Below are 25,974 nucleotides of genomic sequence, written 5' to 3' on the forward strand. Positions count from 1 at the left end.
GAGGGAGGGCGTCAGAGGTGCGTCGGGGCGAACATCCGCAGCAGGGTTTCGACGACGACGACGTTGGGTCCGTCCACTGCGAAGCTCTCGCGAAGCGCCTCGCCGACTTCCTCAGGTTTCGCGCGCCGCGCCGGGACCCCGAAGGACTCGGCCAGCCGGACGAAGTCCGGACGCGCCAGCTCGGTGGCCGTGGCCTTGCCAAAAGCCCCGACCATGTATTCGCGGAGAATCCCGTAGCCGCCGTCATCGACGATCAGCCAGGTGACCGGCACGTTGTGCTGCTTGGCCGTCGCCAGCTCGGCAATGGAGTACATCGCCGAACCGTCCCCGGACACGGCAAGCACCCGGGCCGGGCGTCCGGCAGTTGCCAGGCCGACGGCGCCGCCGATCGCCCCCGGAAAGCCAAAGCCCAGGCCACCGGCGCCCTGCGCGGAGTGGAACGCGCCCTGCCGGGAGTCCCAGCAGCTCCAGGCCCAGTACGCGGAGATCGTCATGTCCCAGAACGTCTGCATCTCGTCCGGCACCGCGTCGCGGATGTCCGCCAGGAACCGGCGCTCCAGCTCCAGGCCCTGCCCGTCCAGGCGCTGCTGCACCTTGGCGAGGGTTTCCTTCACCAGCAGCTCCGCCTTCCCGTCCGGCACGCGGGGGCTGAGCGCGTCATCGATCGCCCTGAGCGCCTGCCCGGCGTCGGCCCGGATGCCCAGCCCAGGCCGGTTCGACTCGAGGACGCGGGGTTCGGCGTCGATCTGGATGATGCGTCCGCGCGGCTCCATGGTGAAGTAATTGCTCGTGACCTCGCCCAGGGAGGAGCCGACCACGACGAGCACGTCGGCGTTCTCAAGCAGGTCGGTCACATAGCGGTCCTCCATCCAGGACTGCAGCGAGAGCTCGTGCGTCCAGGGGAAGGCGCCGTTGCCGCCGGGGGTGCAGACCACCGGAGCGCGCAGCTTCTCGGCGATCGAGAGCAGCGAAGCCTCCGCCTTCCCGCGCCGGGTGCCTCCGCCGGCAATGATGGCCGGGCGTTCGGCGGCGCTCAGCCAGCGGGCTGCTTCCTTGACCAGCTCCGTCCGCGGCGGGTTGTCGAAGGCCTGGGCCAGCGCATCCTCGACGGGCGGCACCATAATCGGGGCCAGCAGCACGTTCTGCGGGATCTCGATCCAGACAGGTCCCTGCGGCGAGGAGATGGCCTCGGTCCAGGCGTCCTGGATCGCCGACGGGATGCCGGAGGCATGCTGGATCAGACGCTGGCTCTTGGTTACGTTCGCCGCCGACGCCTTCTGGTCATCGAGCTGGTGCAGCATGCCCTTGCGCCGCGCCCCCAGACCCTCGAGCGGAATCTGGCTGGCGACGACGATCATCGGCACCCCGGTCGCGTAGGCTTCCTGCAGCCCGGCGAGCGAGGTGAGGGCCCCGGGGCCGGTCGAGAGGAACAGCACGCCGACCTCGCCGGTCGCCCGGGAGTAGCCGTCGGCTTCAAAGGCGGAGTTGTTTTCCACCCGGGAGGACACGAACTTGAGGTTTCCCCGGCCCATCGCGTCGAAGAGGCCGAGGGCGTGCTGGCCGGGGATGCCGAAAACGGTCTTGGCCCCCAGCGCCTCCAGGGTCTCGACGACGAGATCCCCGCCGTTGCGGACCCCGTCAGGCAGACGCTCGGTCATCGCGCAGCGACCTCCGGGCGGGCGCCGTCGGCGAGCAGTGTGACCAGGTCGTAGGCGACGTGCGAGGCGGCCACGCCGGTGAGCTCAGCATGGTCGTAGGCGGGGGCGACCTCGACGACGTCGGCCCCGATGAGGTTCAGCCCGCGCAAGCCGCGCAGGATCTCCAGCAGTTCGCGGCTGGTGACACCGCCGGCTTCGGGGGTGCCGGTTCCCGGGGCATGGGCCGGGTCGAGCACGTCGATGTCCACCGACACGTACAGCGGTCTGTTGCCGATCCGGTCGCGCAGCTTGGCCACCACCTCGTCGACACCCTGGCGGAAGACGTCCGCGGAGGTGACGATGCCGAAACCGAACCGCCGGTCGTCCTCAAGGTCCTTGTGGCCGTACAGGGGGCCGCGGGTGCCGACATGTGAGATTGCCTCGGTGTCGAGGATGCCCTCCTCCACTGCTCGCCGGAAGGGGGTGCCGTGGGTGTATTCGGCCCCGAAGTAGGTGTCCCAGGTGTCCAGGTGCGCGTCGAAGTGCAGCATTGCCACGGGCCCTCCGGCGCGTTGGGCGGCGGCGCGCAGCAGCGGCAGGGCGATGGTGTGGTCCCCGCCGAGCGTGACCAGCCGGGCACCGCCAGCGGTGAGGTCCAGCGCGTTCTGCTGGATTGTTTCGAGGGCTTCGTTGATGTTGAAGGGGTTCACAGCCATGTCCCCCGCGTCGGCCACCTGGACGAGCTCGAAGGGCGAGAGGTCGAGCGCCGGATTGTAGGGGCGCAGCAGGCGGGAGGCTTCGCGGACGTGGTTGGCGCCGAAGCGCGCCCCCGGACGGTAGGAGACGCCCGAATCGAAAGGGACACCGACGACGGCGACGTCGGCCCGGTCCACTTGGTCCAGCCGCGGCAGCCGAGCGAACGTCGCCGCACCCGCGTACCGGGGGATCCGCGCCGAGTCGATCGGGCCGAGATTTCCGTTGGCTGACAGCCGAAGCTCTTCCATGAGCGCCCTCTCCATACGTGGTTCAATGCTTTCGTCATCCTACCGCCAAGTTGCCTGGTATGCATCAAGTGTTTCTTTCCGGTCTTCGCGCAGGGTGTCTGAGAGGTGTGCCACAGCGGCGTAAAGGTTGCATAAACGGGCCGTGGGTGCCGCGCCGCGCGGTGCTAGCGTCGCACTCAAAGCGGCCGTTCCGGGCCGCTCGGAAAGGCGATCGTGACAACCCTCAGCAGACCCCCGGCCGAACCGACGTCGGGCAAGAAACCGGGCATGGCGTCCTTCCGCAGCTGGCTTTTGGAGGGCCTGCAGGAGAACGTCGGCTCGCACCAGGGCCCGCACGGCGAGCGCGCCAGCCATGAGAAGAAGCACGCATGGGGGCAGGTCATGTGCCTGACCGGTGTGGACTACTTCTCCACCCTCGGCTACCAGCCGGCGATCGCCGCCCTGGCAGCCGGCGTCGTGTCACCGCTGGCCACGCTCGTCCTGGTCGCCGTCACCCTGATCGGGGCGCTGCCGGTGTACCGCCGGGTGGCCGGCGAGAGCCACCGCGGAGAAGGCTCCATTGCCATGCTCGAACGCCTGATGCCCCGGTGGGGCGGCAAGCTTTTCGTGCTGGCGCTGCTGGGCTTCGCCGCGACCGACTTCATGATCACCATGACGCTCTCGGCAGCGGACGCCACCGCGCACCTGATCGAGAACCCGCTGGCGCCGGGCTGGCTGCAGGGCCAGAACGTGACCGTCACGCTGGTGCTGCTCGCTCTGCTGGCCGCCGTGTTCCTGCGCGGGTTCAAGGAGGCGATCGGCGTCGCCGTCGTCCTGGTGGTGCTGTATCTGGGTCTGAACGTGATCGTCGTGTCCGCAACCATCGTCGAGGCATTCAGCCACCCCGTCGCCGTCGGCAACTGGTGGCAGGCGCTGACCACCTCCCACGGCAACCCGCTCATGGTGGTGGGCATCGCGCTGCTCGTGTTCCCGAAGCTGGCCCTGGGCCTGTCCGGCTTCGAGACCGGCGTCGCAGTGATGCCGCAGATCCGAGGCCGTGCGGACGATACCGAGGAACGGCCGCTGGGCCGCATCCACGGCACGCGCCGGCTGCTGACGACGGCGGCGGTGATCATGAGCAGCTTCCTGATCACCTCGAGCTTCACCACCGTGGTGCTGATTCCGCAGCAGGAATTCGAGCCCGGCGGGCAAGCCAACGGCCGTGCGCTGGCCTATCTTGCGCACCAGTATCTTGGCCTGGGCTTCGGCACCGTGTACGACCTGAGCACCATCGCCATCCTGTGGTTCGCCGGCGCCTCCGCGATGGCCGGACTGCTGAACCTGGTACCCCGCTACCTGCCGCGGTACGGCATGGCCCCGCAATGGACCAAGGCCATCCGCCCGCTGGTGCTTGTCTTCACCGTCATCGGCCTCCTGATCACCGTCATCTTCAACGCCTCGGTGGACGCGCAGGGCGGCGCCTACGCCACCGGCGTGCTGGTACTCATGACCTCCGCGGCGGTCGCCGTCACCCTTTCCGCCCGGCGACGGCGGCAATCCGGCAGGACGCTGGGCTTCGGGGCCATTGCGCTCGTGTTCGTGTACACGACCATCGCAAACATCATCGAACGGCCCGAGGGCATCCGGATTGCGGCCATCTTCATCGTCGGCATCATCCTGATCTCCTTCCTCTCCCGGGTCCGCCGGTCCTTTGAACTGCGCGCCACCCGGATCCGGATGGACGAGACGGCCCTGGAGTTCGTCGCCGCCAACGAGAGCGGGCCGATCCAGATCATTGCCCACGAGCCGCTGCGGATGACGGCGCAGGCCTACAGCGACAAGCTAGCCTCCGCCATCGAGGTGAGCCACCTGCCCGTGGACGAGCAGGTGATGTTCCTCGAAGTGGTGGTGGACGACTCGTCTGACTTCGAGAGCGACCTGGAGATCCATGGCCTCACCCGGTACGGGCACCGGATCCTCGAGGTCCACGGGCCCGTGGTGCCGAACACGATCGCCTCGGTGCTGCTGCACATCCGCGACGTCACCGGGCTCATGCCGCACATCTACTTCCGCTGGACGGAGGGCAACCCGATCACCAACCTGCTGAAGTTCCTCTTCTTCGGGGAGGGCGAGGTCGCCCCGGTTACCCGCGAAGTGCTGCGCGAAGCCGAGCCGGACGTCACCCAAAGGCCGTGGGTGCACGTCGGCTGACCGCCCCCGCCCCCGCCCCGAACCTTGGGGCCTTGGGACCTTCGGGCCCTGGGCAGCCCTCTCCGGCTCAGCCGCGGCGGCAGGCGGCGGCCACGAAGCCATAAAGGCGCGTCTTCAGCAGCGGTGACGCCGGAACCAGCATCACGCCCTGAGTGCTGCCGGCCCGCACGGTGAACCGGAAGACGGTCCCGACCTTGTCCTCCGCCAGGGCGTGCGCGTCGCAGCGGGCAGGCACAATCCCCAGGTCAAGGGTGCGCGGCGGGCTGCTGCCGGCGACGCTCCACCCCACCGGCCACATACCGGCAGGTGAGAGCAGCGGCGTGGACGCAATGTGCGTGACGGTGAACGACCCGTCTCCCCCGGCGGGTCGGATGCCAAGGTGAAGCCTGGCGGAGCCGCCGTCCGCTGAGACGGTGAGCTCATCGGTGAAGGCCACGGCGGCCACCGCCGCGACCGCACGGGCGACGCAGTCTTCGCTCCGGTTGCGGTCCAGCACATTGTGCGGGTCCGCGGCCGGCAACAGCAGTGTCTGCTGGCGCGCCCCGTCGCGAATCCGCACTTGCGCGGTCGCGGCCGTCGTCGTGGAAGCGCAGCGGCTGGCGGACAGTGCCAGCGGAAGGCTCAGGGTCTGGCCCGGCGGGATCTCGGCGCCTCCGGGATCCGGCGGCCACGTCATGGTGCCGTCGTTGCTGTCCGCCTCCAGCGACGCGGCGAGCACGGCCAGCGGTGAGGCGGCGGTGTTGGTGAGCTGTAGTTCGATAATCCGCTTGGTGTAGGTGTCCCGGAATTGCTCGACGGCGGCGGTCAGGGCCGGCGCAGGGCCGGGGGCCGTCGTCGTCGGCGCTGTGGGCGGGGCCGGGGTGCAGGCCGCGGCAAGCATGGCAGGGACCAGCAGGAGCAGAAACCGCCAGACCATTCGGCCGCGGCCGCGCGCGCCGTCAACCATGGCGGCAGTGTACGCCCGCGGGCGGTCGTTGGCGCCCGCCGCTTCCTCGGCGCCCTGGGGTGGCGCGTCCAATAAAGGGTTGTTGAGTGGGTGCCGCGCGCCTAGAGTCTGAGACGCAGGCACCACCCCTTTCCTTTCCCTTCAGAGTGACAGGAGCATCCCATGCCCAAGCCTGACATCACGCCCGGCGCACCTTGCTGGATCGATCTCATGACCGCGGACCCGGACCGGGCCAAGGAGTTCTACGCCAGCCTCTTCGGTTGGACCTACGAAACGGGCGACGAGGAGAAATACGGGGGCTACATCATGGCCTTCAAGAACGGCGCCCCCGTGGCCGGCATCATGAAGAACGAACCGCAGTCCGGCTATCCGGATGTGTGGACCACCTACCTGCGGGTCGAGGACATCGCCTCCACCGCGAACGCGGCCGTCACGCATGGGGGCCAGGTGTTCATGGGCCCGTTGGAAGTCCCCGAGCAGGGGCACATGGCAATGTTCGGCGACGCCGGCGGGGCGGCGGTCGGAGCGTGGCAGTTCGGCGCCCACACGGGCTTCCAGATCGCGGCGGAGCCCGGCTCCCCCGCCTGGTTCGAACTCCTCACCCGCGACTACGAGCCGAGCGTGCGCTTCTACCAGGACGTGTTCGGCTGGCAGACGAGCGTCATGAGCGACACCCCGGAGTTCCGCTACACCACACTCGGGTCCGGGGAGGCAGCGACGGCCGGAATCATGGACGCGTCGGGCTTCCTGCCCGAGGGCGTCCCTGCCAACTGGCAGGTCTACTTCGCGGTGGAGAACGCCGACGCCACCATTGGCACCGCAACCTCCCTCGGCGCCCGGGTGCTGCAGGCAGCCGAAGACACGCCGTTCGGCCGGATGGCCACCTTGGCGGATCCCACCGGCGCCGTCTTCAAGCTCACCCAGTCACGGCAATAGCGGTCGGCGGACCACCTGGCAGCCGCTGGAGGCGGTCTCGGCCCCTGAGCAGGACTAGCCGGAGGCCGCCGGCACGAGGACCCAGAGCACAGTGACTTCCTCGTCGGTGGGGTTCACCCAGGTGTGCGGTTCGCGCCCGGGAAAGGAGAGCGTGTCCCCGGCGGCAAGCTCGTACTCGGCGTTCGTAAGGATCAGCCGCAGCCTGCCGCGGACAATGTGCAGCACGTCGACGTCGCAGTCCACCGCGTACATCTCCGACTCACCCTTGCCATGCGGAGCGATGGTCGCCTCAAGGATCTGCAGCCGCCGTTCGGACCGTGCCGTAACGAGGCGCTCAACAATGCCTTCGCCGCCGAGGGAGATGCGCGGGCCCTCCCCCGCCTTCGTGAGGTGAATCTCCGCGGCCGCGAACAGGTCGCCGACCGAGATCGACAGCACCTGGCAGAGCGTGACCAGCGACGCCACGCTGGGCGACGTCAGGTCCCGCTCAACGCGGCTGAGGAAACCCTTGGTCAGTCCGGTGGCATCGGCCACCTGCTCAATGGTCAGCCGTTGCGACTGCCGGGCGGCGCGGATCCGCGACCCGATGGCGACCGGCGCGTTGCTCGGCTCGACCGGCAGTGCCTTCATCCCACGTTCCTCCCGATCAACCGGCCAGCCGGGCGGCGCCCGGCGTCTGTGCTACATCCTAGGGCTTCGCGGGAGCGCCGGGCCTCGGATAGGTCCCGCACAGGATGGAATGGGACACTTGTCTGCATGGCCACCAGCAGTAGGGCTGCCCGCTCTTCCCGTTCCACCCTTTCCACCCTCTCCACCGGCCGGGCAGCTTCGGCAGCCCGGAACAGCGTCCGCGCCGTGTTCGCCAAGATCCGGCTCGAGCTCGCCGCCAAGACGGCGCTCGCGGCCGGTCTCGCCTGGCTCATAGCGCCGCTGATGCCCGGGCCGGCAGCACACTATCCCTATTACGCGCCGCTGGGCGCCCTGGTCAGCATGTATCCGACCGTCGCGGACTCGGCCAAGCGCGGGATGCAAAGCCTCCTGGGGCTCATCCTTGGCATCGGTGTCGCCTTCACGGTAGCGAGCTTCACCGGAGCGAGCGCCCTGGCGGTCGCCGCCGTCGTCGGCATCGGCGTCCTGATCGGCGGCCTCCCACGGATGGGCGCCGCCAGTGACTGGGTGCCGATGGCGGCCCTGTTCGTGCTGGTGATCGGAGGGAACCGCGCGGACAGCTTTTCGGCAGCCTATGTGCTGCAGATGGCGGTAGGCGTCGGCATCGGCTTCGCCGTGAACTGGCTGATCCTGCCGCCGCTGCACTTCCAGGCCGTGAGCGACGCGACCGGCCGCCAGCGCGAGGCGCTGTCGAACCAGCTCGACGACATCGCAGCCGCCATGACCGAATCCTGGCCTCCGGACCACGAGGACTGGGCCAGCCGGAGCGATCTGCTCTCCCAGACCGCCTCCGAGGTGCGCCAGGCGGTGCACCAGGCCGAACTAAGCGCGAAGGCCAACCCGCGCCGCCGCCGGCATCCGCGCGATCTCCAGGCCGACGTCCGTGACCTGCGGGCCATCGAGCGCGTGACATTCCATGTGCGGGACATCACCGATGTCCTCTCCAGTGCCATCTGGGGCAAGAACACCGGCGCAACCGTGCCGCCGGAACTGACGGATGAGCTCTCCGCGGCGCTCAGTTCGAATGCGGAGCTGCTCCGCAACTGGGACAACCCGGAGGCGCTGGAGGGACTGATTGAAAAGGCCCAGGAAGCAGTGAACGAGTTGAGCGAGGCACTCCACAAGACGGCGTCGCTGGAATCCTCGGTGAACGCGACGGCGTCGGTGGCAATGAGCCTGCGCAGGATCGTGGGAGCGGTGCGGCTCCGGGCCGAGCAGGACCGCGACTCCTAACCGGCTGCCGACGCGTGCCGGCGTTGCCGGCAGCGTTACCGCGGGGCGGATTCTTAGGTAGGCCGAAACTTTCAGGGCAGGAGGACCGTCGCAAATTCGGCGGCGATTCCGCGTAGGGTGGGGGCGGCCAAAGGTGTCCGACTCATCCGCACTACCCAGGAGATCCTGTGAGCACCCCCCGCCAGAACCCGGCTGCCTCGGGCCCCAGCAAGAGCGATCTGCGCCGCTGGCGCCAGTATCTTGCCGATGAACAGGCCGAGGCCGCCGTGTACCGCGATCTGGCCAGGCGCCGCAGCGGCGAAGAACGCGAGATCCTTCTCGCTCTCGCCGAGGCCGAAGGCCGCCACGAGCAGCACTGGCGGACGCTTCTTGGGGACCAGGCCGGCAAGCCCGTGCGGGCGTCGTTCCGCAACCGCTTCCTGGGCCTGCTGGCCCGCCGGTTCGGCTCCGTCTTCGTGCTCGCACTTGCCCAGCGCGCCGAGGGCCGCTCCCCCTATTCCGATGACGCCGATGCCACGCCAACGATGGCGGCAGACGAACTGATCCACGAGGAGGTCGTCCGCGGGCTGGCCACGCGCGGCCGCAACCGGCTCTCGGGAACCTTCCGCGCAGCGGTCTTCGGCGCCAACGACGGCCTGGTCAGCAACCTGTCCCTTGTCATGGGCATGGCGGCCAGCGGCGTCGGAACCCATGTGGTGCTGCTCAGCGGCATCGCCGGACTGCTCGCCGGCGCCCTCTCGATGGGCGCCGGTGAGTACGTCTCGGTCCGTTCCCAGCGGGAACTGCTCAATGCCTCCCGTCCGACCCAGGTCACACTCGAAGCGGCGCCGGTGCTGAACATCGACGCCAACGAACTCGTCCTGGTCTACCGGGCCCGCGGCATGTCCCTGGCCGACGCCGAACACCGCGCCGCGGAACGGCTCGGCATCCACTCGTGCGACTGCGACCCGAGCCTGTCCCTGCAGCCCGAAGCCGAGCACCAGGTGGACCAGCATGAGGCAGTCGGCACGGGCTGGAACGCTGCGCTCTCGAGCTTCTGTTTCTTCGCCTCCGGCGCCCTGGTGCCGGTGCTGCCCTACCTGTTCGGGTTGGCCGGCGTGACGGCGCTCCTGGTCAGCGCCGCGCTGGTGGGCCTGGCGCTGCTGGGCACCGGCGCCGTCGTCGGCCTGCTCTCCGGGGCCGGCCCGCTCAGGCGCGCGCTGCGGCAGCTGGGGATCGGCTTCGGAGCCGCCGCGGCAACCTACCTGCTCGGGCTGCTGTTCGGCGCAACGCTCGGTTAGGGGCGACGCCGGCGCCACGCTCCGCGGAGGACCGCCGGGCGCGTGCCGTGCGGAGCCTGGCGTCCCTTGGGGACACCGTCCGGTCCTGCTATCATCCTGATATGTCCTAACAAGCGGACATATCAGGGTCCCGCCGCTGCGGCGGCCGAGCACAAGGGAGAGCTCAGTGGCATCCCAGTTGAATTTGAGCATCGACCGATCATCACCGGTGCCGCTGTACCACCAGGTTGTCCAGGGCATCGAAGCGGCCATCCATAATGGAACCCTTGCGCCGGGCAGCCGGCTGGACAACGAGATTGATCTGGCCGCCAAGCTGAACCTCTCCCGGCCGACTATGCGCAAAGCCATGGACGAGCTCGTGCGCGCCGGGCTGCTGGTCCGCAAGCGCGGGGTGGGAACCCAGGTGGTCGCCAGCCAGGTGCGCCGCTCACTCGAGCTCTCGTCCCTGTTCGACGACCTCGCCAGCCGGGGCAGCAAGCCCACCACGGAGGTGCTCAGCTTCGCTCACCGGGAAGCGGACGCATCGACCCGTGAGGCGTTGAACCTGCCCGCAGGGGCGAGCGTCTACCACTTCGTGCGGCTGCGCAAGGTGGACGGCAAGCCGCTGGCCCTGATGGAGAACTGGGTCCGCGACGACATCACTGAGATCACCGAATCGGCCCTGCGCACCCGCGGCATGTACGACATCCTCCGCTCCGGCGGAGTGAACTTCCGGCTCGCGAACCAGCGCATCGGCGCCGTGGTCGCCAACGAATACCAAGCCCCGCTGCTGGAGACCCCGGTAGGGGCGGCGCTGGTGACCATGGAACGCACCGCCGTCGACGACACCGGCCGGATGGTGGAGACGGGCCACCACGTCTACCGGGCGGACTCCTACTCCTTCGAAATGACCTTGGTCCAGCGCTGACGCCTCGCGCTGGAGCCTCTGCAACGGAAAGGCACCTCCATGGCCAACTGGGTCTACCCCCTCGGCACGGCAAGCGACGGACCGTGGGACGTCTCGCTCGGCACCGCGGATTCCGCGACCGCCGTTGAGGGCTGGAAGCATACCGGCATCAAAGTGGCCACGCTCGGGCCGGGGCAGAGTGTCACGCTGCCGGCCGCCGAGGAGGAACGGATCGTGGTGCCGCTCAACGGGTCCTTCGACGCGACCGTGGGCGGCGCTGATTACGCGCTGCACGGGCGCGCATCCGTCTTCGCCGGCCCCGCCGACGTGCTGTACACCGGCGTCCGCACCGAACTGACGGTTTCCTCCGATGACGGCGGCCGGGTTGCCATTGCGACGGCGCCGGCCTCCGCCTCCTACCCGACCCGGCTCATCCCGGCCGCGGAAACGCCGGTCGAGCTGCGCGGGGCCGGCAACTGCTCTCGGCAGGTGCACAACTTCGGCACGCCCGCCGCCCTGGAGGCGGACCGGTTCATCGTCTGCGAGGTACTGACCCCCGCCGGAAACTGGTCCTCCTACCCGCCGCACAAGCACGACGTGGAGCAGGAGGGCGAAACCGCGCTCGAGGAGATTTACTACTTCGAGACGCGTGTCGCCGAGGGCTCCCCGGCGCCCGACGATGCCGACGCCGTCGGCTATCAGCGCGTGTACGCCTCAGATGAGCGGCCGATCGACGTCGCCGCGGAGGTCCGCACCGGCGACGTCGTGCTCGTACCGTACGGCTGGCACGGCCCCGCCATGGCCGCCCCGGGCTACGACCTCTACTACCTGAACGTGATGGCGGGCCCGGGACCGGTCCGGGACTGGCTGATCAGCGACGACCCGCACCATGGCTGGATCCGGCGGACCTGGGAGGGCCAGGACGTGGACCCGCGCCTCCCGTTCGGCGCCTAGGACCCCTCCCGCCTTTCCGGCCCCGGCTGCTCACGCGGCTCGGGGCCGGACCTGTTCCCGGCTCTCCCCCGGTCCGGCAGTATCCGCGCCCTCCCCGCCGAACGGCCAGCAGCGGCCGCTTCGCGCGCCCTGAGCCCGCCGTTGGCGGCCGTTCGCGCATGTCCTTGCAGCCTCCTGAGTCGGACCAGAAGCGGGTTGAAGCGGCGGCGCTTTTTGTCCTGTTCGCCCCTACGATTAAGCAATGGAGCGGACAAGGGCGGTCCTGCTGCCCGGAAGCGTGCTTCCGGCGGACCTCGCGTACTCGGAGCTGGTGAAGTCCCTCGGGCCGCACATTGATGCGGCCCTCAAGGACCTTGAGGTCTACGCCGGCCCGGAACCTCCGGAGGACTACACCCTGGACACCGAGGTTGAGGGACTGCGACGGTTCGCGGACGAAAGAGGGTGGGACTCCTTCCACCTGGTCGGGTACTCCGGCGGCGGAGCGTCGGCCTTGGCCTTCACCGCCAAGCACCCCGACCGGGTCCTGAGCCTGGCCCTGCTGGAGCCCGCGTGGGCTGGAAGCTGGGACTGGACCCCGGAGCACCGGCACCTGTGGCGCGAATACGACCAGCTTCAGTCGGCACCCCGGGATGAGTTCATGAAGAACTTCATCAGGCTCGGCGTCAAGGAAGGTGTGAAGGTGGCCCCGGTCGGGACGGCGGCCGAATCCACGGAGCCGCCGGCCTGGATGGATAAACGGCCCGCCGGCATCCTCGCCTTGCTGAACACGTTCAAGACCTACGACCTGAACCGCAGTGCCCTCGCCGCCTACGACCGCCCGGTGTATTTCGCCCTCGGCGGCCTGAGCAATCCGCATGACTACGCCGCGATCGCGGAGGTCCTGATCGAAGTCTTCCCCGACTTCCAGCTGGAGGTGTTCGAAGAGCGGCACCATTTCGACCCGCCGCACCGGGTTGAGCCGGACCGGGTCGCCGCATCGCTCAAGGCGCTCTGGAAGCGGGCCGCCGGCTAAGCACCGTCGGCAGAATGGCTCAGCCCACGAGGTTCTGCGCGGCGCCGCTCATGTGGGCCCTGATCGTCTCGGCTGCCTTGGCCTTGTCCCCGGTCTCAATCGCATCCACGATGTCCGCGTGCCGCTTCACGTCCATGTTGCGCACTGCCCGTTCCAGTCCGGCGAACATAATGGACATCCTGATGTTCCCCTCCAGCGACTGCCACGAGTGCAGCAAAGTCTCGTTGCCGGTCAGGCGGCACAAGGTGCGGTGGAAATTCAGGTCCGCTTCGATCCGGGGCTCGAGGCCGTCCCGTTCGGCGTCGTCCATCGCGGCGATCGCGCCGTGCAGGGCCGCGATAACGCCGGCCCGGTCCGCGAGCTCGCAGAGCTGCGCGGCGGCCAATGACTCCAGCGCGGCACGGACAGCGAAAATGTCCCTGATCTCCTTGGCATCCAGATGCCGCACCGACAGCCGCCCGCGCGGGCCCGCAGCGATCAGCCCCTCCTGCTGGAGCTGCCGCATCGCTTCGCGCAGGGTTCCGCGGCTGATCTGCAGGCTTTCGGACAGCTCGGTTTCGACCAGGTGGGTTCCCGGCGCCAGCTCGCCCGTGGTGATGGCGCGCCGCAGGGCGGCCAGGGCCTGCTGGCGCAGGCTCGTCTTCTCGAGTCCGGCGAGGGAGAGAGTTTCAGCGGCCATGGGTGCTGTCCTTGGAATCTGCGCGACTGTCAACAGTTGGTCTGTCGACACTGATGCTACCCTCTCCCCCGCGGAATCAACCGAGTTCGGCGAGCGTCCGCGCCACGATGCGGGCCGTCGAAAGCCCGTACCGCTCGTGTAGGGTCGGCAGCGCTCCGGCATCGAGGAAGGCATCGGGCAAGGCGATCGGCACGATCCGCTTCCCGAGGCCCGCGCGGACCACGGCCGAGGCGACGGTCTCGAAAAGACCGCCCACCTCCGTGTGGTTCTCCAGGGTGATGACGAGCCGGTCGGTGTCCACCTCGCCCAGCACTGTCGCGGCGTCGAACGGCTTGATCGTGGGGGTGTGCACAACGGCAACGTCCACTGAGTGCCTGGCGAGTTCCTTGGCCGCGTCGAGGGCCCGCATGGTCATCAGGCCGCTGGAGACGAAGACGACGTCGGCACCCCCGCGCAGGACCTTGGCCTTGCCCAGCTCGAAGCTGTAGTCGTACTCGTCGAGAACCGTCGGCACGTTCCCCCGCAGGAGGCGCAGGTAGGTCGGCCCGTCGCTGGCGGCCAGCTGGGGAACAGCCTGCTCGATGTCGACCGAATCGCAGGGGTCCACGATGGTCAGGTTGGGCATGCCGCGGAAGATGGCCATGTCCTCGGTGGCCTGGTGGCTGGGTCCGTACCCTGTGGTGAGGCCAGGCAGGCCGCCGACGATGTTGACGTTCAGGTTCGGTTCCGCGATGTCGAGGCAGAGGAAGTCGTAGGCGCGCCGCGCCGCGAAGACCGAGTAGGTGGAAGCAAACGGCACGAGCCCGGTCTCCGCCATTCCGGCCGCAGCACCGAACAGCAGCTGCTCGGCCATTCCCATCTGGAAGAACCGCTCGGGGAAGGCCTGGGCGAAGACATGCATGTCGGTGTACTTGCCCAGGTCCGCCGTGAGCCCGACGATGTTCTCGTTCTCCCGGGCGGCCTTGACCAGGGCGTGTCCAAAGGGTGCCGGCGTCGTTTTCTGGCCCGGGTCAGCGAACGACGCGATCATGGCCGAGGTCTTCAGCCGGGGCGTGGTCGGTGCGGCGGTCATTTGCCTTCTCCTTCGTATCCGTTGGTCAGCTGCTCCCGGCAGATCTGCCATTCGTGCTCTTCAATCCGCATGAAGTGGGCCTTCTCCCGCGTTTCGAGCAGCGGGACACCGCGGCCGATCCGGGTATCGCACAGGATGACGGCGGGCCGTCCTTCCAAGCCCGCCTCGGCGGCGACGGCGTCGAAGGCGCTCAGGAGCGCGCCCACGTCGTTCCCCTCCACCCGTTGAACGTGCCAGCCGCAGGCGGCCCACTTGTCCGCCACCGGCTCGGTCCGCAGCACGCTGTCGGTGCGCCCGTCGGCCTGCAGCGCGTTGATGTCCACGAGTGCGGTCAGGTTGCCCAGCTGGTGGTGGTGCGCGCCCATCGCCGCTTCCCAGGTGGAACCTTCGTCGAGCTCGCCGTCGGAGAGAAAGTTGATGACGCGCGACGCAGAGTTGCGGTGCCGCAGGCCCAGTGCCATGCCTACGGCGATGGTCAGCCCGTGGCCCAGCGAGCCGCCGGAGATTTCCATCCCCGGGGTGTAGGTCGACATCCCCGACATCGGCAGCCGTGAATCGTCCGACCCGTAGGTTTCCAGCTCCGCTTCGGGAATGATGCCCGCCTCGGCGAGGGCGGCGTAGTGCCCGATGGCGTAGTGCCCGGTCGACAGCAGGAACCTGTCCCGGCCCTCCCAGTGAGGATCCTCCGGCCGGTAGGTCAACTGGTCGGCGTACACGGCGGCAAACATGTCCGCGGCGCCCAGGGCCTGGCCGACATAGCCCTGGCCCTGTACCTCTCCCATGTTCAGTGCGGAGTGGCGGATGCGGTAGGCGGCTGCCTCCACCCTGCGGCGCCGCTCCTCGAAGCTGCCGCCCCGGACCGGGGTCTGTTCTGTAGTCGTCGTCGTCAACGTTTTCTCCAATTGGTGTGCGTTTGCGTGCTGTTGGCGGGGGCTCAGGCCGGGATATCGACCGGGGCGGAAGCGGTGGCTTCGTGCGCCAGCCGGCGTTCGGCCGGTCCCCAGGTTTCCTTCGTCGCGAGGGCGGCCCAGAGGCCGATGAGCGCGTAGGCCGCAAAGAGCAGCGCCGGCCCCATCCATCCCAGCGCGATGAACAGCAAGGTGGTGATGAACGGGGTGAACCCGGAGACCATTGCGGAGATCTGGTAGGCCAGCGAGGCGCCGGACGCCCGGGTGTTGGCGCGGAAGAGCTCAGGGAACCATGCTCCCTGGGCGCCGGCCAGCGAGTTCTGGCACACGGCGTACGAGATCACGATGGTGGCAATGATGAAGAAGAACAGGCCCGTGTTGACCAGCAGGAACATCGGCACGGCGAACAGCGCCGCAAAGGCGCAGGACCAGATGTAGACGGGCCGTCGGCCGATCCGGTCGGTCAGTGCACCCCACGACGTGGTGGCGACGATGCCGATGGCCGAGGCGATGCACAGTGCCACCAGGGTCTGCGTCTTGTCAGCGAGGTGGGTGCTGTTCAGGTAGGAAATCATGTAGGTGATGGACACGGCGTAACCGGCGGTTTCAGCGATGCGCAGGCCGATGCCGCGCACGATGTTGCGCCAGTCGCTGCGGATGACGGCGGCGATCGGGGCCTCGGAAATGGTCCCTCGTTCCTTGACCTCTTCGAAGACGGGGGACTCGGGGACCTTGGAGCGGATGATCAGGCCGACAATCACGAGCAGGATGCTGGCGAGGAACGGAATGCGCCAGGCCCACTCGTTGCCGAGCTGCACGCTGAAAAGGAAGACGAGGTTGGCCAGCAGCAGCCCGACCGGGAAGCCGGCCTGGACAATGCCGGTGAACTTGCCCTTGGCCTTCCAAGGAGCGTGTTCGTAGCTCATCAGAATGGCGCCGCCCCACTCTGCGCCGAAGGCCAGGCCCTGCACGATGCGCACGGTGACCAGAAGCGCGGGAGCCAGCAGGCCGACGGCCGCGTAGGTGGGCAGCAGGCCGATGGCGAAGGTTGCCAGCCCCATCAGGATCAGCGATGCGACCAGCACCGGCTTGCGCCCCACTTTGTCGCCGAGGTGGCCGCCGATGATGCCGCCCAAAGGCCTGGCCGCGAATCCCACGCCCAGCGTCGCGAAGGAAGCGAGGGTGCCGGTGACCGGATCGCTGCCGGGAAAGAAGGCGTGCCCGAAGTAGAGAGCCGCGGCGGTACCGAATCCAATGAAGTCGTAAGTTTCGATGACAGCGCCGACGCTGGAACCGATGGCCACTCGGCGAGCATCCGGAGTTCCGTGCACAGGGCCGCGGAGCTGAAGAGCCTCATTGCTCATGATGAATCCCTTTCAAGCAGGTGTCGGACGGCGGACGGGCCGTCTCACTGTTGACAGTCAACAGGCTGTGCCAAACAGTGTGATGGAAACCACTCAGCAATGTCAACAGTCAACAAAAACGGTAAAACTGGTTGACTGTTGACAGTCGACGTTTGTAACGTGGTGCCCCTCACATATTTTCCACCGGACGAGGACCGACGACGATGTTCCACCCCCGGCTTGGATGCTCTTCCATCAGCTTCCGCCACCAAGACCTGCCGACCGCACTGAGGACCATCGAGGACCTAACCTTCGCCGAGATCGACCTCGGGGCACTCCCCGGTGTCTGCGACCACGTGCCTTTCGTGCTGGATGCAGCCGCGGTGCGGGAGGTGGCCGCCGTCGTCCGCGCCTCGGGCCTGACCGTGCGGTCCGTCAACGGCGACGTTGGCGACCTGAATCTCCCACTGGATCCGGCCGGCTCCGCTGCCCGGAGCGCCCACCTGGACCGCTTGCTTGAACTGGCGGCCGCTGTCGGAGCCCGCGCCCTGGTCCTGCCCTGCGGAGCGCTGGCCCGCGATCCGGCCGGCCCGCTCGGCGCCGACCTCGATGCGGTGGCCGGCCAGCTCGCTGCAGCCGCCCAGCGGGGCGAGGCCTTCGGGGTGCAGCTTTGGACCGAGTCCCTGCACTTCCACCGGCTCTGCTGGAACCTTGAACGTGCCGCCATGCTGGCGGACCGTCTGGCCGGCACCGGTGTTGGCCACGTGATGGACTTCAGCCACATTGTGGCCTCCGGGGCCGACCCGCGGGACTTCGTTCGCCTGATTGGCAGCAACATCCGCCACGTCCATCTGCGCGACGCCGTGCCCGGGAACATCAACCTCAGCATCGGCAACGGCGCTGTGGACTTCCCGGCAGGCCTGCGCGCGCTGGCTGACGCCGGCTACGCGGGTCACTTTTCCATGGAACTCGAGACCCGCGACCTCAGCCACGAGGAACGCCCCGCGGCGGCGGCCAAAGCGGCCAGTTTCGTTACCGACTTCATCTAACCCGTCCCCCAATCCCGCAAGGAGAACCCCATGCCAGTCCCCCAGCGCACCGCCGTCATCACCGGAGCCACCTCCGAGCGAGGCATCGGCGTCGCCACTGCCCGCCGCTACGCCACCGAGGGGTGGGCCGTCGTCATCCTCGACCTCGACGGCGAGAAGTCGGCCAAGGTGGCTGCCGAGATCGGGAACGAATTCACCGTCCCCGCGTTCGGCTTCGAGGTCGACGTCACCGACGAGCAATCGGTGGCGCGCGCAGCAGAAGCCGTCGGCGCCGAGGTCACGGCGGGGAACCTGCCCGCTGTCGGCGCCTTGGCCAACATTGCCGGAATCACCTCCCCCGTCCCGTTCCTCGAGACCAGCCTCGAACTCTGGAACAAGGTGATGGCCGTGAACGCGACCGGCACCTACCTGGTGACAAAGGCGTTCCTGCCGGCAATGATCGAGAGCGGCTGGGGCCGGATCGTGACCATGTCCTCCGTCTCGGCCCAGCGCGGCGGCGGCGTCTTTGGCAAAGTGCCCTATTCGGCCGCCAAGGCAGCCATCCTCGGCTTCACCAAGGCACTGGCCCGGGAACTGGGTGACAGCGGCGTGACCATCAACGCCGTCACCCCCGGCGCCGTCGACACGAACATCCGGGTGGGCAGCACCGACGAGCAGGAAGCGGCGATCGCGGCCGGCATCCCGCTCGGACGCACCGCCACAACGGAGGAAATCGCCTCGGTCATCACCTTCCTGTCCTCCGACGCCGCCTCGTACCTCACCGGCACGACGATCGACATCAACGGCGGAAGCCACATGCACTAAGCACGCTCAGGGCAGGCGAAAGGCCAGTGGTGGCGGGCTCGCGACCGGGGAGCCCGCCACCACTGGCCTTTCGCGCAGCCGCGCCGCGTGGTTCAGCGCGCGTCCGCAGGCTCCGGCTGGCGCGTCCCGACGGGTACCTGCTTGAAATGCCCCTCCAGCTCCTCCAGGCTCAGACCGCGCGTCTCGGGCACGTACCTGCGCACGAACAGGATGGCCAGCACGCCGAGGACCACGAACACGAAGAAGGTGTTGGAGATGCCTGTCGCGGCGAGCAGCTGCGGGAAGCTGAAGCCGACGAGGAAGTTCACGATCCACAGCACAAAAGCGGAGATGCCCATGCCCAGCCCGCGCAGCTTCAGCGGGAAGATCTCCGAGAGCATCAGCCACGTGACCGGCGAAATCACTCCCTGCTGGAACGCCAGGAAGGTCACCGTGAGCGACAGGATCACAAAGCCGCGCGCTGTGCCTTCGGGCAGGATGAGCGAGAAGAGACCTATCAGCAGCAGCGCCGACGTCGTGCCGATCTGGCCGGTGATCAGCATCGGCCGGCGGCCGACCCTGCCGAGCAGCCAGATGCCCACGAAGGTTGCCAGCACGGAGATGACGCCGTTGGCGATGTTGGCCACCAGCGCGGTCCCGGTGCCGAATCCGGCCTGGGTGAGGATCTGCGTGCCGTAATACATGATCGAATTCACGCCGGTGATCTGCTGCACGACGGCGAGGCCGAGGCCGACGACGAAGACGCGTCGCAGCCACGGGGTCCGCAGGTCCCGCCAGGAACCCATCCGGGCCTTGTAATCCTCGACGGCGAGCGCCTTGACCTCGTCGAATTCCTTGCGGGCGTCCTCCTGGGAGCGGACTTTCTGCAGCACCGCCAGCGTCTCGCCGAAACTGCCCATCGAGGCGAGCCAGCGCGGGGACTCAGGCATCGCCAGCATGCCGAACCAGAGCGCGATGGCGGGAAGTGTGGCGATCACCAGCATCCACCGCCACACTCCGGCGCTCTCTCCCCAGGTGTTGCCGATGATCGCGTTGAACACGAAAGCCATCAGCTGGCCGGAGACGATCATCAGCTCGTTCTGGGTGACGATACGGCCGCGGCGCGCGGTCGGTGACATCTCGGCCAGGTACACCGGAACGATCACTGACGCTCCGCCGACCGCCAGGCCGAGAACGAAGCGCGCCGCGACCATCACCGCCGTCCCCGGCGCCAGGGTGCAGCCAAGGGTGCCGGCGAGGAAGATCACAGCCAGCGCGAGGAGCATCTTCCGCCGGCCGTTGCGGTCCGCCAGCCGGCCCCCGCTGAAGGCGCCGATCGCGGCGCCGAACAGCAGGGACGACGTGACCAGAGCCTCCGTCAGCGGGGTGAGGCCCAGGTCGTGCTGCATGTACGGCAGCGCGCCGTTGATGACGCCGGTGTCGTAACCGAACAGCAGGCCGCCGAAGGTGGACACGAGGGTGACGGTGCGCAGTGCGCGGGCGTGCTTCCCCTGTTTCGCCGGTTTCGCTGTCGGTTCCGTCATGCGCCTGCCTTCTCGATATGCCGGTTGATGTCTCGAGCTGGTAGCGGGAGGTGTCCTCCGCGGTCTCGTTTTCGGCGAAGACGCTCGAGACCATAACGGTATCCTCCCTGGCGGGCGACAACCGGTCGGGGAAAGGTCAGGTGTAGAGGGCCGGCTTGGCGTTCAGCTGGACTTTGACCTTCTCGCCGGATTTCTGCGCTTCGACGCCGGCTTCGCAGCAGGCGGCGGTCGCGTAGCCGTCCCAGGCGGTGGGGCCGCCGATTTCGCCCTTGCGGGCGGCGTCGGCCCAGGCCTGGACCTCGACGTCGTAGGCGGTGCCGAAGCGCTCGATGAAGCCGGGGGTAACCTCCCCTCCCCAGCGGCCGGCGCGCCGGATGTACGGGCCCGAGTCACCGCCGATGTTCACGATGCCCTCTTCGAAGGACGCCTGCGTGGCCACTTCGTAGCCGAACTGCGCGTTCACGTAGATCTCCACGTCGGCCAGGATCCCTGAGGCCGTCTCGATCAGCACGTGCTGCGGGTCGTGCTGGCCTTCGGGGGCGTTCCTGGTGGCCTTGCCGAGGCGGACCTGCACCGTGGTGATCTCCTCACCGGTGAGGAAGCGGATTACGTCGAACTCGTGCACCACCGAGTCGGTGATCAGCATCTCGTTGGTGAAGCCGGGAGGCGTGTCCGGGTTGCGGTGGGCGCAGTGCAGCATCAGCAGCTCCCCCATGTCGCCGCCGGAGATCAGCGCGCCGAGCCTGGCGTAGTCGGCGTCGTACCGGCGCATGAAGCCCACCTGAATGCGCTTGTGGCCCAGCTTCTGCTCGGCTTCGACGACCTTCCAGGCCGAGGCGGCGTCCGGGGTGAGCGGCTTTTCGCACAGGATTGGCAGGTCCTTCTCGAGCGCCTTGTAGAGGATGTCCTCGTGCAGGAACCCCGGCGTTGCGATCAGGACCGCGTTGATGTCGTCGCGGGCGAGCGCCTCGTCAGCGCTGGTGAGGGCGACGGCGTCCTCGATTCCGGCGATGGCGGCCTGCGCGCGGGCAAGGTCGACGTCGACGACGGCGCCCACCTCGGCTCCATGGATGCGGGTGTGGAGGCGCTGGACGTGGTCCGCGCCCATCCGTCCGGCGCCGATGACTGCGACGCGAAGGGAGTCAGACATGGGGTCCTCTTTCTGGGTCAGGAATTCCGGGTTGGTGGGTCGGCGGCTGTGGCGCCGGAGGGAAGGGGCGCCGGAGGGAAGGGACGCCGGAGGGAAGGGACGGTTCCCGGGGTCGGCGGGCATCTATGGGCAGGAACCGCCCCTTCCCTCCGGCATCTAGGAAACGCGCGTCCGCGAGCCGCAGGAGAGCAGGTAGTTCACGGTCCGTTTGGCGATCGGCATCGGAACGTCGAACGCCACCGGGTACATGTCCTGCTCCACGATGCCGAAGACCGGCCGGTTCAGCGCCTCGACGGCTTTGATCACCGCACGCAGGTCCGGCAGCCCGTTCGGCGGCTCCGTCATGACGCCGGCCAGGTTCGCCGCCGCCCAGGTCATGTTCTCCTCGTTGACTTTCCTGAGCACCTCGGGGTTGATCTGCTTCAGGTGCAGGTAGCCGATGCGCTCGGGGAACTTGCGGATCAGGTCCAGGCTGGAAGCACCGCAGTACTCGGCGTGGCCGGTGTCCAGGCACAGGTTGAGGAACGCCGGGTCCGTCTCGGCCAGCAGGTGTTCGATGTCGCGCTGGGCCCCGACGTGTGAGTCTGCATGCGAATGGAACTGCTGGTGCAGCCCGTACTCCTCCAGCAGCACCTTGCCCAGCCGGTTGTGCCCGGCGAACAGGTCACCCCACTGGGCGCCGGTGAGCTCGCCGCTCTCCACGGCTTCGCCGGTGACGTCGTCGCGCCACATCGCCGGGATGACGACGATGTGCTCGCCGCCCATCGCCGCGGTGAGTTCGGCGACCTTGCGGGCCGGCTCCCAGGCGGTCTCCCACTCGTCGATCCCCCGGTGGAAAGCCGTAAAGACGGTGCCGGCGGTGACCTTGAGGTCGCGCTGCTTGAGTTCCTCGGCCAGCCGGGACGGGTCGGTCGGCAGGTAGCCGTAGGGGCCGAGTTCGATCCACTTGTAGCCGGACTCGGCGACCTCGTCGAGGAAGCGTTCCCACGGGGTCTGCTTGGGATCATCCGCGAACCAGACGCCCCACGAGTCGGGAGCTGTGCCGATGATCAGCTTGTTTTCTACGTCGGTCATGACAGCGTTGGCTCTCATTCGTCGTCGTCCTTTCCCCGCGAACGGCCAGTTGTGGCGGCGTCGCGGCGCTCCAGGTCGCCGTTGGCGGCCGTTCGCGGGGAAGGGACCGGGGCTAGTTGGACGGGAAGTTGTACGAGGCGCCGGACGCGTGGGTCGGTTCGGGCCAGCGGGAGGTGACGACCTTGCCGCGGGTGTAGAAGGAGACGCCTTCCTCACCGTAGATGTGCTTGTCGCCGAACAGCGAGGACTTCCACCCGCCGAACGAGTGGTAGGCCACGGGAACCGGGATCGGCACGTTGACGCCGATCATCCCCACCGTCACGGAGCGCTGGAACTTCCGGGCCGCCGCACCCGAGGAGGTGAAGATGGCGGTGCCGTTGCCGTACGGGTTGGCGTTGATCAGCTTGATCCCCTCGTCCAGGTCCGCGACGCGGACGACGGCGAGCACGGGTCCGAAGATCTCCTCGGAGTAGGCGCTCATCTCGGTCCTGACGTGGTCGATCACGGTCGGCCCGACCCAGAAGCCGTCCTCGTGGCCCTCCACGACCAGGTCGCGGCCGTCGACGACGAGCGCGGCACCGGCGTCGGCCGCCTCGCTGACGATCTTCACGATCCGGGACTTCGACGCCGGGGTGATCACCGGGCCCATTTCGGCGTCCGCCTCGGTGCCGTTGGCGACCTTGACCGCTTCGGCGCGCTGCTGCACCTTCTTCACCAGTTCATCCGCGGCCTCGCCGACGGCGACCGCGACCGAGATGGCCATGCAGCGTTCGCCGGCGGATCCGAAGGCGGCGGCGGCGAGGTGGTCCGCGGCGTTGTCCAGGTCCGCGTCCGGCAGGATGATCGCGTGGTTCTTGGCGCCGCCGAGGGCCTGGACCCGCTTGCCGTGGGCGGTGGCCGTCTCGTGGACGTATTTGGCGATCGGGGTTGAGCCGACGAAGGAAATGCCGTCGATGTCCGGGTGGGTCAGCAGCCCGTCCACGGTCTCCTTGTCCCCGTGCAGCACCTGGAAGACGCCGTCCGGAAGGCCTGCCTGCTTCCACAGCTTGGCCAGCAGGATCGAGGCGGACGGGTCCCGCTCCGAGGGCTTGAGGATGAAGGCGTTGCCGGTGGCGATGGCCATGGGCGCCATCCACAGCGGCACCATCACCGGGAAGTTGAACGGCGTGATGCCGGCGACCACGCCGAGCGGCTGGCGGAAGGAGAAGACGTCAATGCCGGTGGAGGCCTGGTCCGAATAGTCGCCCTTGAGCAGCTGCGGGATGCCGCACGCAAACTCGACGACCTCGAGGCCGCGGCCGATTTCACCCTTCGCGTCCGAGAGGACCTTGCCGTGCTCGGCGGTGATCAGGGCGGCCAGCTCATCCACGTGCGCCGCAACGAGCTCACGGAACTTGAAGAGGACGGCGGTGCGCTTGGCGAGCGAGATGTCGTTCCAGACATTGGCGGCCTTGCGGGCGGCGGCGACGGCGGTTTCGAGGTCCTCGCGGTTCGCCAGCCGCAGCTCGCCGCTGACGGCGCCGGTCGCCGGGTTGAAGACCTGCTGGGTGCGGTCGCCCTTGCCCGCGGTCTCCTCGCCGTTGAGGAAGTGGTTGATGGTGGTGGTCGCGGTTGCGGTGGTGGTCATTGCCGAATTTCCTTTTGATCGCGGTGGTTGATCGTGGTGTTGCCGGCCGTGCGGGACCGGCGGAAGACCTAGCCCAGCAGGGGCCGTTGCCGGCTCTTGTGGTCGGTGTAGGTGGCAAACGCCGTCCTGGTGGAGTCCAGTTCGGAAACCTGGGAGACGGGCACGTCCCACCAGGATTCGGAGCCGGGCGCGTCCAGCAGCGGATCGGATTCGATGTGGATCAGGATCGGGCCGCTGCCTTCAGGGGCCGCCTTCGCTTCCTTCAGGGCCGCCTCGAGGCCGGCGATGGCTCCGGTGCCGGGCTCGATCCGGATCACCTTCACGCCGAGGCTCTCGGCGTTGGTGGCCAGGTCGATCGGCAGCGTCTCGCCGTCGTCGAAGCTGTGCCGGTCCTCGTCCAACTGCCGGTACTTGGTGCCGAAGCGCTGCGAGCCGAGGGACTCGGAGAGGGCGCCAATGGAGGCATAGCCGTGGTTCTGGATCAGGACGACGACCAGCTTGATGCGTTCGGCGACGGCAGTCACCAGCTCAGTGTGCATCATCAGGTAGGAGCCGTCACCGACCATGACGACGACGTCGCGCTCCTCCCCGGCGTGCAGCACGGCGCGCTTGACGCCCAGCCCGCCGGGGATCTCGTAGCCCATGCAGGAGTAGGCATATTCGACGTGGTAGCCGAACGGGTCCCGGACCCGCCACATTTTGTGCAGGTCCCCGGGCAGCGAACCGGCGGCGCAGACCACGACGTCCTTCGCATCCATGGACCGGTTGGTTGCGCCGATGATTTCGTTCTGCGAGGGCAGCGGGGTGTGGCGGGTGTCGAAAGCATCGTCGACGATCGCGTTCCAGCGCCGCTTCTCGGCCTCGACGGCCTGCTCAAGGTCCGCGCCGGCACGGTAGCCGCCGAGCGCCTGGGCCAGTTTGACCAAGGCCTTGCGGGCGTCGGCGACGATCGGCAGCGACGATCCGTGCTTGTAGGCGTCCAGGGCCGCGACGTTGATGTTCACGAACTTCACGTCCGGGTTCTGGAAGGCCGTGCGGGACGCCGTCGTGAAGTCCTCGTAGCGCGTGCCGATGCCGATGATCAGGTCCGCCTCCGCGGCGAGCGCGTTGGCCGCCGTCGTGCCGGTGGAACCGATGGCGCCGAGGGAGAACGGGTGGTCCCACGGCAGCACTCCGACGCCCGCCTGGGTGTTGCCGACCGGGATGCCGGTGGCCTCGGCGAACGCTGCGAGCTCTGCCTCGGCGAACGCGTAGAGCACACCGCCTCCGGCGATGATCAGCGGGCGCCTGGCGGCCCGGATCGCCTGCGCGGCCCGGCGGATGTCCTCGTCTTCGGGCTCCGGCCGGCGGATCCGCCACTCGCGCGGGGTCAGGAACTCCGCCGGAACGTCCATGGCTTCGGCCTGCACGTCCTGCGGCAGCGAGATGGTGACGGCGCCGGTCTCCGCCGGGTCGGTGAGCACGCGGAGGCCGTTCAGCAGCGCCGAGTAGAGCTGCTCGGGCCGGGAAACCCTGTCGAAGAACCGCGAGAGCGGCCGGAAGGCGTCGTTGACGGTCACGTCGTAGGCGTCCGGGCGTTCCAGCTGCTGCAGGACGGGGTCCGCCGCGCGGGTGGCGAAGGTGTCGCTGGGGAAGAGCAGCGCAGGCAGCCGGTTGGTGGTGGCCAGCGCGGCGCCGGTGAGCAGGTTCGTCGAGCCCGGGCCGATCGACGTCGTGACGGCGTAGGTGGCCCGGCGGCGGGTGTGCCGGGCGTAGCCGACCGCCTGGTGTGCCTGGGCCTGCTCGTTGCGGCCCTGGTAGTAGGGCATCAGCGACGGGTCGGTGCTCTGGTACTGCTTCAGGGCCTGCCCGACGCCGGCGACGTTGCCGTGGCCGAAGATGCCGAACATGGCCGGGATCAGCCGTTCCCGGTAGTCGCCGTCGACGGTGTACTGGTTGGCGAGGAACTCGACGACGGCCTGTGCGACGGTCATCCGGCGGATTGCTGGTGCCATGGGG

General features: G+C 68.4%; 22 protein-coding genes. 9 read left to right on the forward strand and 13 right to left on the reverse strand.

The genetic code is table 11. The features are described 5' to 3' along the window. Window positions 1–11: 11 nt before the first annotated feature. Together KIH31_RS16085 and speB are read right to left on the reverse strand one after the other, a co-directional pair. The gene (locus KIH31_RS16085; protein WP_214428153.1) at window positions 12–1,658 is read right to left on the reverse strand and encodes a thiamine pyrophosphate-binding protein; all 1,647 of its coding nucleotides are present in this window, start codon (window positions 1,656–1,658) and stop codon (window positions 12–14) included. After that, window positions 1,655–2,641, reverse strand: a complete 987-nt coding sequence (speB, locus tag KIH31_RS16090; protein WP_214428154.1) for an agmatinase — start codon at window positions 2,639–2,641, stop codon at window positions 1,655–1,657. Before speB ends, KIH31_RS16085 begins: the two co-directional genes overlap by 4 nt. A 213-nt stretch (window positions 2,642–2,854) precedes the next feature. Between speB and KIH31_RS16095 the strand changes: the two genes are divergently transcribed. Further along, entirely contained in the window at window positions 2,855–4,831 is a 1,977-nt protein-coding gene (locus KIH31_RS16095) for an amino acid transporter (RefSeq protein ID WP_214428155.1), read from the forward strand. Window positions 4,832–4,898: 67 nt separating this feature from the next. On the opposite strand, the gene KIH31_RS16100 is transcribed toward KIH31_RS16095, so the two are convergent. After that, window positions 4,899–5,777, reverse strand: a complete 879-nt coding sequence (locus tag KIH31_RS16100; RefSeq protein ID WP_214428156.1) for a hypothetical protein — start codon at window positions 5,775–5,777, stop codon at window positions 4,899–4,901. Between the two features lie 162 nt (window positions 5,778–5,939). On the opposite strand from KIH31_RS16100, the gene KIH31_RS16105 reads away from it, so the two are divergent. After that, window positions 5,940–6,713, forward strand: a complete 774-nt coding sequence (locus tag KIH31_RS16105) for a VOC family protein (RefSeq protein ID WP_214428157.1) — start codon at window positions 5,940–5,942, stop codon at window positions 6,711–6,713. A 54-nt stretch (window positions 6,714–6,767) separates the two neighbouring features. Here the strand turns inward: KIH31_RS16105 and KIH31_RS16110 are convergent, their stop codons facing one another. Next, the gene (locus KIH31_RS16110) at window positions 6,768–7,343 is read right to left on the reverse strand and encodes a helix-turn-helix domain-containing protein (RefSeq protein ID WP_214428158.1); all 576 of its coding nucleotides are present in this window, start codon (window positions 7,341–7,343) and stop codon (window positions 6,768–6,770) included. A gap of 126 nt (window positions 7,344–7,469) precedes the next feature. Between KIH31_RS16110 and KIH31_RS16115 the strand changes: the two genes are divergently transcribed. The 5 genes from KIH31_RS16115 (at window position 7,470) to KIH31_RS16135 (ending at window position 12,747) form a co-directional block, all read left to right on the forward strand. Continuing rightward, window positions 7,470–8,615, forward strand: coding sequence for an aromatic acid exporter family protein (locus KIH31_RS16115; RefSeq protein ID WP_214428159.1), 1,146 nt, complete (start codon window positions 7,470–7,472; stop codon window positions 8,613–8,615). A gap of 167 nt (window positions 8,616–8,782) precedes the next feature. Beyond that, the gene (locus KIH31_RS16120) at window positions 8,783–9,895 is read left to right on the forward strand and encodes a VIT1/CCC1 transporter family protein (RefSeq protein WP_214428160.1); all 1,113 of its coding nucleotides are present in this window, start codon (window positions 8,783–8,785) and stop codon (window positions 9,893–9,895) included. A gap of 166 nt (window positions 9,896–10,061) precedes the next feature. Then, entirely contained in the window at window positions 10,062–10,802 is a 741-nt protein-coding gene (locus tag KIH31_RS16125) for a GntR family transcriptional regulator (protein ID WP_214428161.1), read from the forward strand. 39 nt (window positions 10,803–10,841) lie between these two features. Next, window positions 10,842–11,735 (forward strand): 5-deoxy-glucuronate isomerase, encoded by an 894-nt coding sequence (iolB, locus tag KIH31_RS16130; protein WP_214428162.1) that lies wholly within the window; start codon window positions 10,842–10,844, stop codon window positions 11,733–11,735. 241 nt (window positions 11,736–11,976) lie between these two features. Then, on the forward strand, window positions 11,977–12,747 hold the full coding sequence (locus tag KIH31_RS16135) for an alpha/beta fold hydrolase (RefSeq protein WP_214428163.1): 771 nt from the start codon (window positions 11,977–11,979) through the stop codon (window positions 12,745–12,747). Window positions 12,748–12,766: 19 nt separating this feature from the next. Here KIH31_RS16135 and KIH31_RS16140 read toward each other — a convergent pair whose 3' ends face one another. The 4 genes from KIH31_RS16140 to KIH31_RS16155 all read right to left on the reverse strand — a co-directional run bounded on the left by KIH31_RS16140 (window position 12,767) and on the right by KIH31_RS16155 (window position 16,770). After that, window positions 12,767–13,426 carry a GntR family transcriptional regulator gene (locus tag KIH31_RS16140; RefSeq protein ID WP_214428164.1) on the reverse strand — a complete coding sequence of 220 codons (660 nt, stop codon included), beginning with the start codon at window positions 13,424–13,426 and terminating at the stop codon, window positions 12,767–12,769. A gap of 76 nt (window positions 13,427–13,502) precedes the next feature. Next, complete coding sequence (locus KIH31_RS16145) at window positions 13,503–14,498, reverse strand: transketolase family protein (RefSeq protein WP_214428165.1); 996 nt, start codon at window positions 14,496–14,498, stop codon at window positions 13,503–13,505. Then, window positions 14,495–15,388 (reverse strand): transketolase, encoded by an 894-nt coding sequence (locus tag KIH31_RS16150; protein WP_214428166.1) that lies wholly within the window; start codon window positions 15,386–15,388, stop codon window positions 14,495–14,497. The genes KIH31_RS16145 and KIH31_RS16150 overlap by 4 nt, the downstream gene beginning before the upstream one ends. 44 nt (window positions 15,389–15,432) lie before the next feature. Then, window positions 15,433–16,770, reverse strand: a complete 1,338-nt coding sequence (locus KIH31_RS16155) for an MFS transporter (protein WP_214428167.1) — start codon at window positions 16,768–16,770, stop codon at window positions 15,433–15,435. 203 nt (window positions 16,771–16,973) lie between these two features. Between KIH31_RS16155 and KIH31_RS16160 the strand changes: the two genes are divergently transcribed. After that, a complete protein-coding gene (locus tag KIH31_RS16160; protein WP_214428168.1) occupies window positions 16,974–17,798 on the forward strand; it encodes a sugar phosphate isomerase/epimerase in 825 nt (274 codons plus the stop codon). 30 nt (window positions 17,799–17,828) lie between these two features. Then, window positions 17,829–18,602: an SDR family NAD(P)-dependent oxidoreductase gene (locus tag KIH31_RS16165; protein WP_214428169.1), complete on the forward strand. Its 774-nt coding sequence runs from the start codon at window positions 17,829–17,831 to the stop codon at window positions 18,600–18,602. A 92-nt stretch (window positions 18,603–18,694) separates the two neighbouring features. Here the strand turns inward: KIH31_RS16165 and KIH31_RS16170 are convergent, their stop codons facing one another. The 5 genes from KIH31_RS16170 to iolD all read right to left on the reverse strand — a co-directional run bounded on the left by KIH31_RS16170 (window position 18,695) and on the right by iolD (window position 25,970). After that, the gene (locus KIH31_RS16170) at window positions 18,695–20,125 is read right to left on the reverse strand and encodes a sugar porter family MFS transporter (RefSeq protein ID WP_214428170.1); all 1,431 of its coding nucleotides are present in this window, start codon (window positions 20,123–20,125) and stop codon (window positions 18,695–18,697) included. A gap of 136 nt (window positions 20,126–20,261) precedes the next feature. Continuing rightward, window positions 20,262–21,275 carry a Gfo/Idh/MocA family protein gene (locus tag KIH31_RS16175; protein ID WP_214428171.1) on the reverse strand — a complete coding sequence of 338 codons (1,014 nt, stop codon included), beginning with the start codon at window positions 21,273–21,275 and terminating at the stop codon, window positions 20,262–20,264. A 156-nt stretch (window positions 21,276–21,431) separates the two neighbouring features. After that, window positions 21,432–22,349 carry a sugar phosphate isomerase/epimerase gene (locus tag KIH31_RS16180; protein ID WP_214428225.1) on the reverse strand — a complete coding sequence of 306 codons (918 nt, stop codon included), beginning with the start codon at window positions 22,347–22,349 and terminating at the stop codon, window positions 21,432–21,434. A gap of 112 nt (window positions 22,350–22,461) precedes the next feature. After that, window positions 22,462–23,976 carry a CoA-acylating methylmalonate-semialdehyde dehydrogenase gene (locus KIH31_RS16185; RefSeq protein WP_214428172.1) on the reverse strand — a complete coding sequence of 505 codons (1,515 nt, stop codon included), beginning with the start codon at window positions 23,974–23,976 and terminating at the stop codon, window positions 22,462–22,464. A 68-nt stretch (window positions 23,977–24,044) separates the two neighbouring features. Continuing rightward, window positions 24,045–25,970 carry a 3D-(3,5/4)-trihydroxycyclohexane-1,2-dione acylhydrolase (decyclizing) gene (gene iolD, locus KIH31_RS16190; RefSeq protein ID WP_250546112.1) on the reverse strand — a complete coding sequence of 642 codons (1,926 nt, stop codon included), beginning with the start codon at window positions 25,968–25,970 and terminating at the stop codon, window positions 24,045–24,047. Window positions 25,971–25,974: the final 4 nt, after the last annotated feature.

This window comes from Paenarthrobacter sp. DKR-5, from assembly GCF_018531425.1.
Classification (GTDB): domain Bacteria; phylum Actinomycetota; class Actinomycetes; order Actinomycetales; family Micrococcaceae; genus DKR-5.

Bases quoted from the DNA above. Each gene is read 5' to 3' on its own strand.
- KIH31_RS16165 (WP_214428169.1), top strand. From the start codon at position 17,829: ATGCCAGTCCCCCAGCGCACCGCCGTCATCACCGGAGCCACCTCCGAG.
- KIH31_RS16175 (WP_214428171.1), bottom strand. From the start codon at position 21,275: ATGTCTGACTCCCTTCGCGTCGCAGTCATCGGCGCCGGACGGATGGGC.
- KIH31_RS16135 (WP_214428163.1), top strand. From the start codon at position 11,977: ATGGAGCGGACAAGGGCGGTCCTGCTGCCCGGAAGCGTGCTTCCGGCG.
- KIH31_RS16180 (WP_214428225.1), bottom strand. From the start codon at position 22,349: ATGACCGACGTAGAAAACAAGCTGATCATCGGCACAGCTCCCGACTCG.
- KIH31_RS16110 (WP_214428158.1), bottom strand. From the start codon at position 7,343: ATGAAGGCACTGCCGGTCGAGCCGAGCAACGCGCCGGTCGCCATCGGG.
- KIH31_RS16105 (WP_214428157.1), top strand. From the start codon at position 5,940: ATGCCCAAGCCTGACATCACGCCCGGCGCACCTTGCTGGATCGATCTC.
- KIH31_RS16115 (WP_214428159.1), top strand. From the start codon at position 7,470: ATGGCCACCAGCAGTAGGGCTGCCCGCTCTTCCCGTTCCACCCTTTCC.
- speB (WP_214428154.1), bottom strand. From the start codon at position 2,641: ATGGAAGAGCTTCGGCTGTCAGCCAACGGAAATCTCGGCCCGATCGAC.
- KIH31_RS16170 (WP_214428170.1), bottom strand. From the start codon at position 20,125: ATGACGGAACCGACAGCGAAACCGGCGAAACAGGGGAAGCACGCCCGC.
- KIH31_RS16185 (WP_214428172.1), bottom strand. From the start codon at position 23,976: ATGACCACCACCGCAACCGCGACCACCACCATCAACCACTTCCTCAAC.
- KIH31_RS16100 (WP_214428156.1), bottom strand. From the start codon at position 5,777: ATGGTTGACGGCGCGCGCGGCCGCGGCCGAATGGTCTGGCGGTTTCTG.
- iolD (WP_250546112.1), bottom strand. From the start codon at position 25,970: ATGGCACCAGCAATCCGCCGGATGACCGTCGCACAGGCCGTCGTCGAG.
- KIH31_RS16085 (WP_214428153.1), bottom strand. From the start codon at position 1,658: ATGACCGAGCGTCTGCCTGACGGGGTCCGCAACGGCGGGGATCTCGTC.
- KIH31_RS16160 (WP_214428168.1), top strand. From the start codon at position 16,974: ATGTTCCACCCCCGGCTTGGATGCTCTTCCATCAGCTTCCGCCACCAA.
- iolB (WP_214428162.1), top strand. From the start codon at position 10,842: ATGGCCAACTGGGTCTACCCCCTCGGCACGGCAAGCGACGGACCGTGG.
- KIH31_RS16140 (WP_214428164.1), bottom strand. From the start codon at position 13,426: ATGGCCGCTGAAACTCTCTCCCTCGCCGGACTCGAGAAGACGAGCCTG.
- KIH31_RS16155 (WP_214428167.1), bottom strand. From the start codon at position 16,770: ATGAGCAATGAGGCTCTTCAGCTCCGCGGCCCTGTGCACGGAACTCCG.
- KIH31_RS16145 (WP_214428165.1), bottom strand. From the start codon at position 14,498: ATGACCGCCGCACCGACCACGCCCCGGCTGAAGACCTCGGCCATGATC.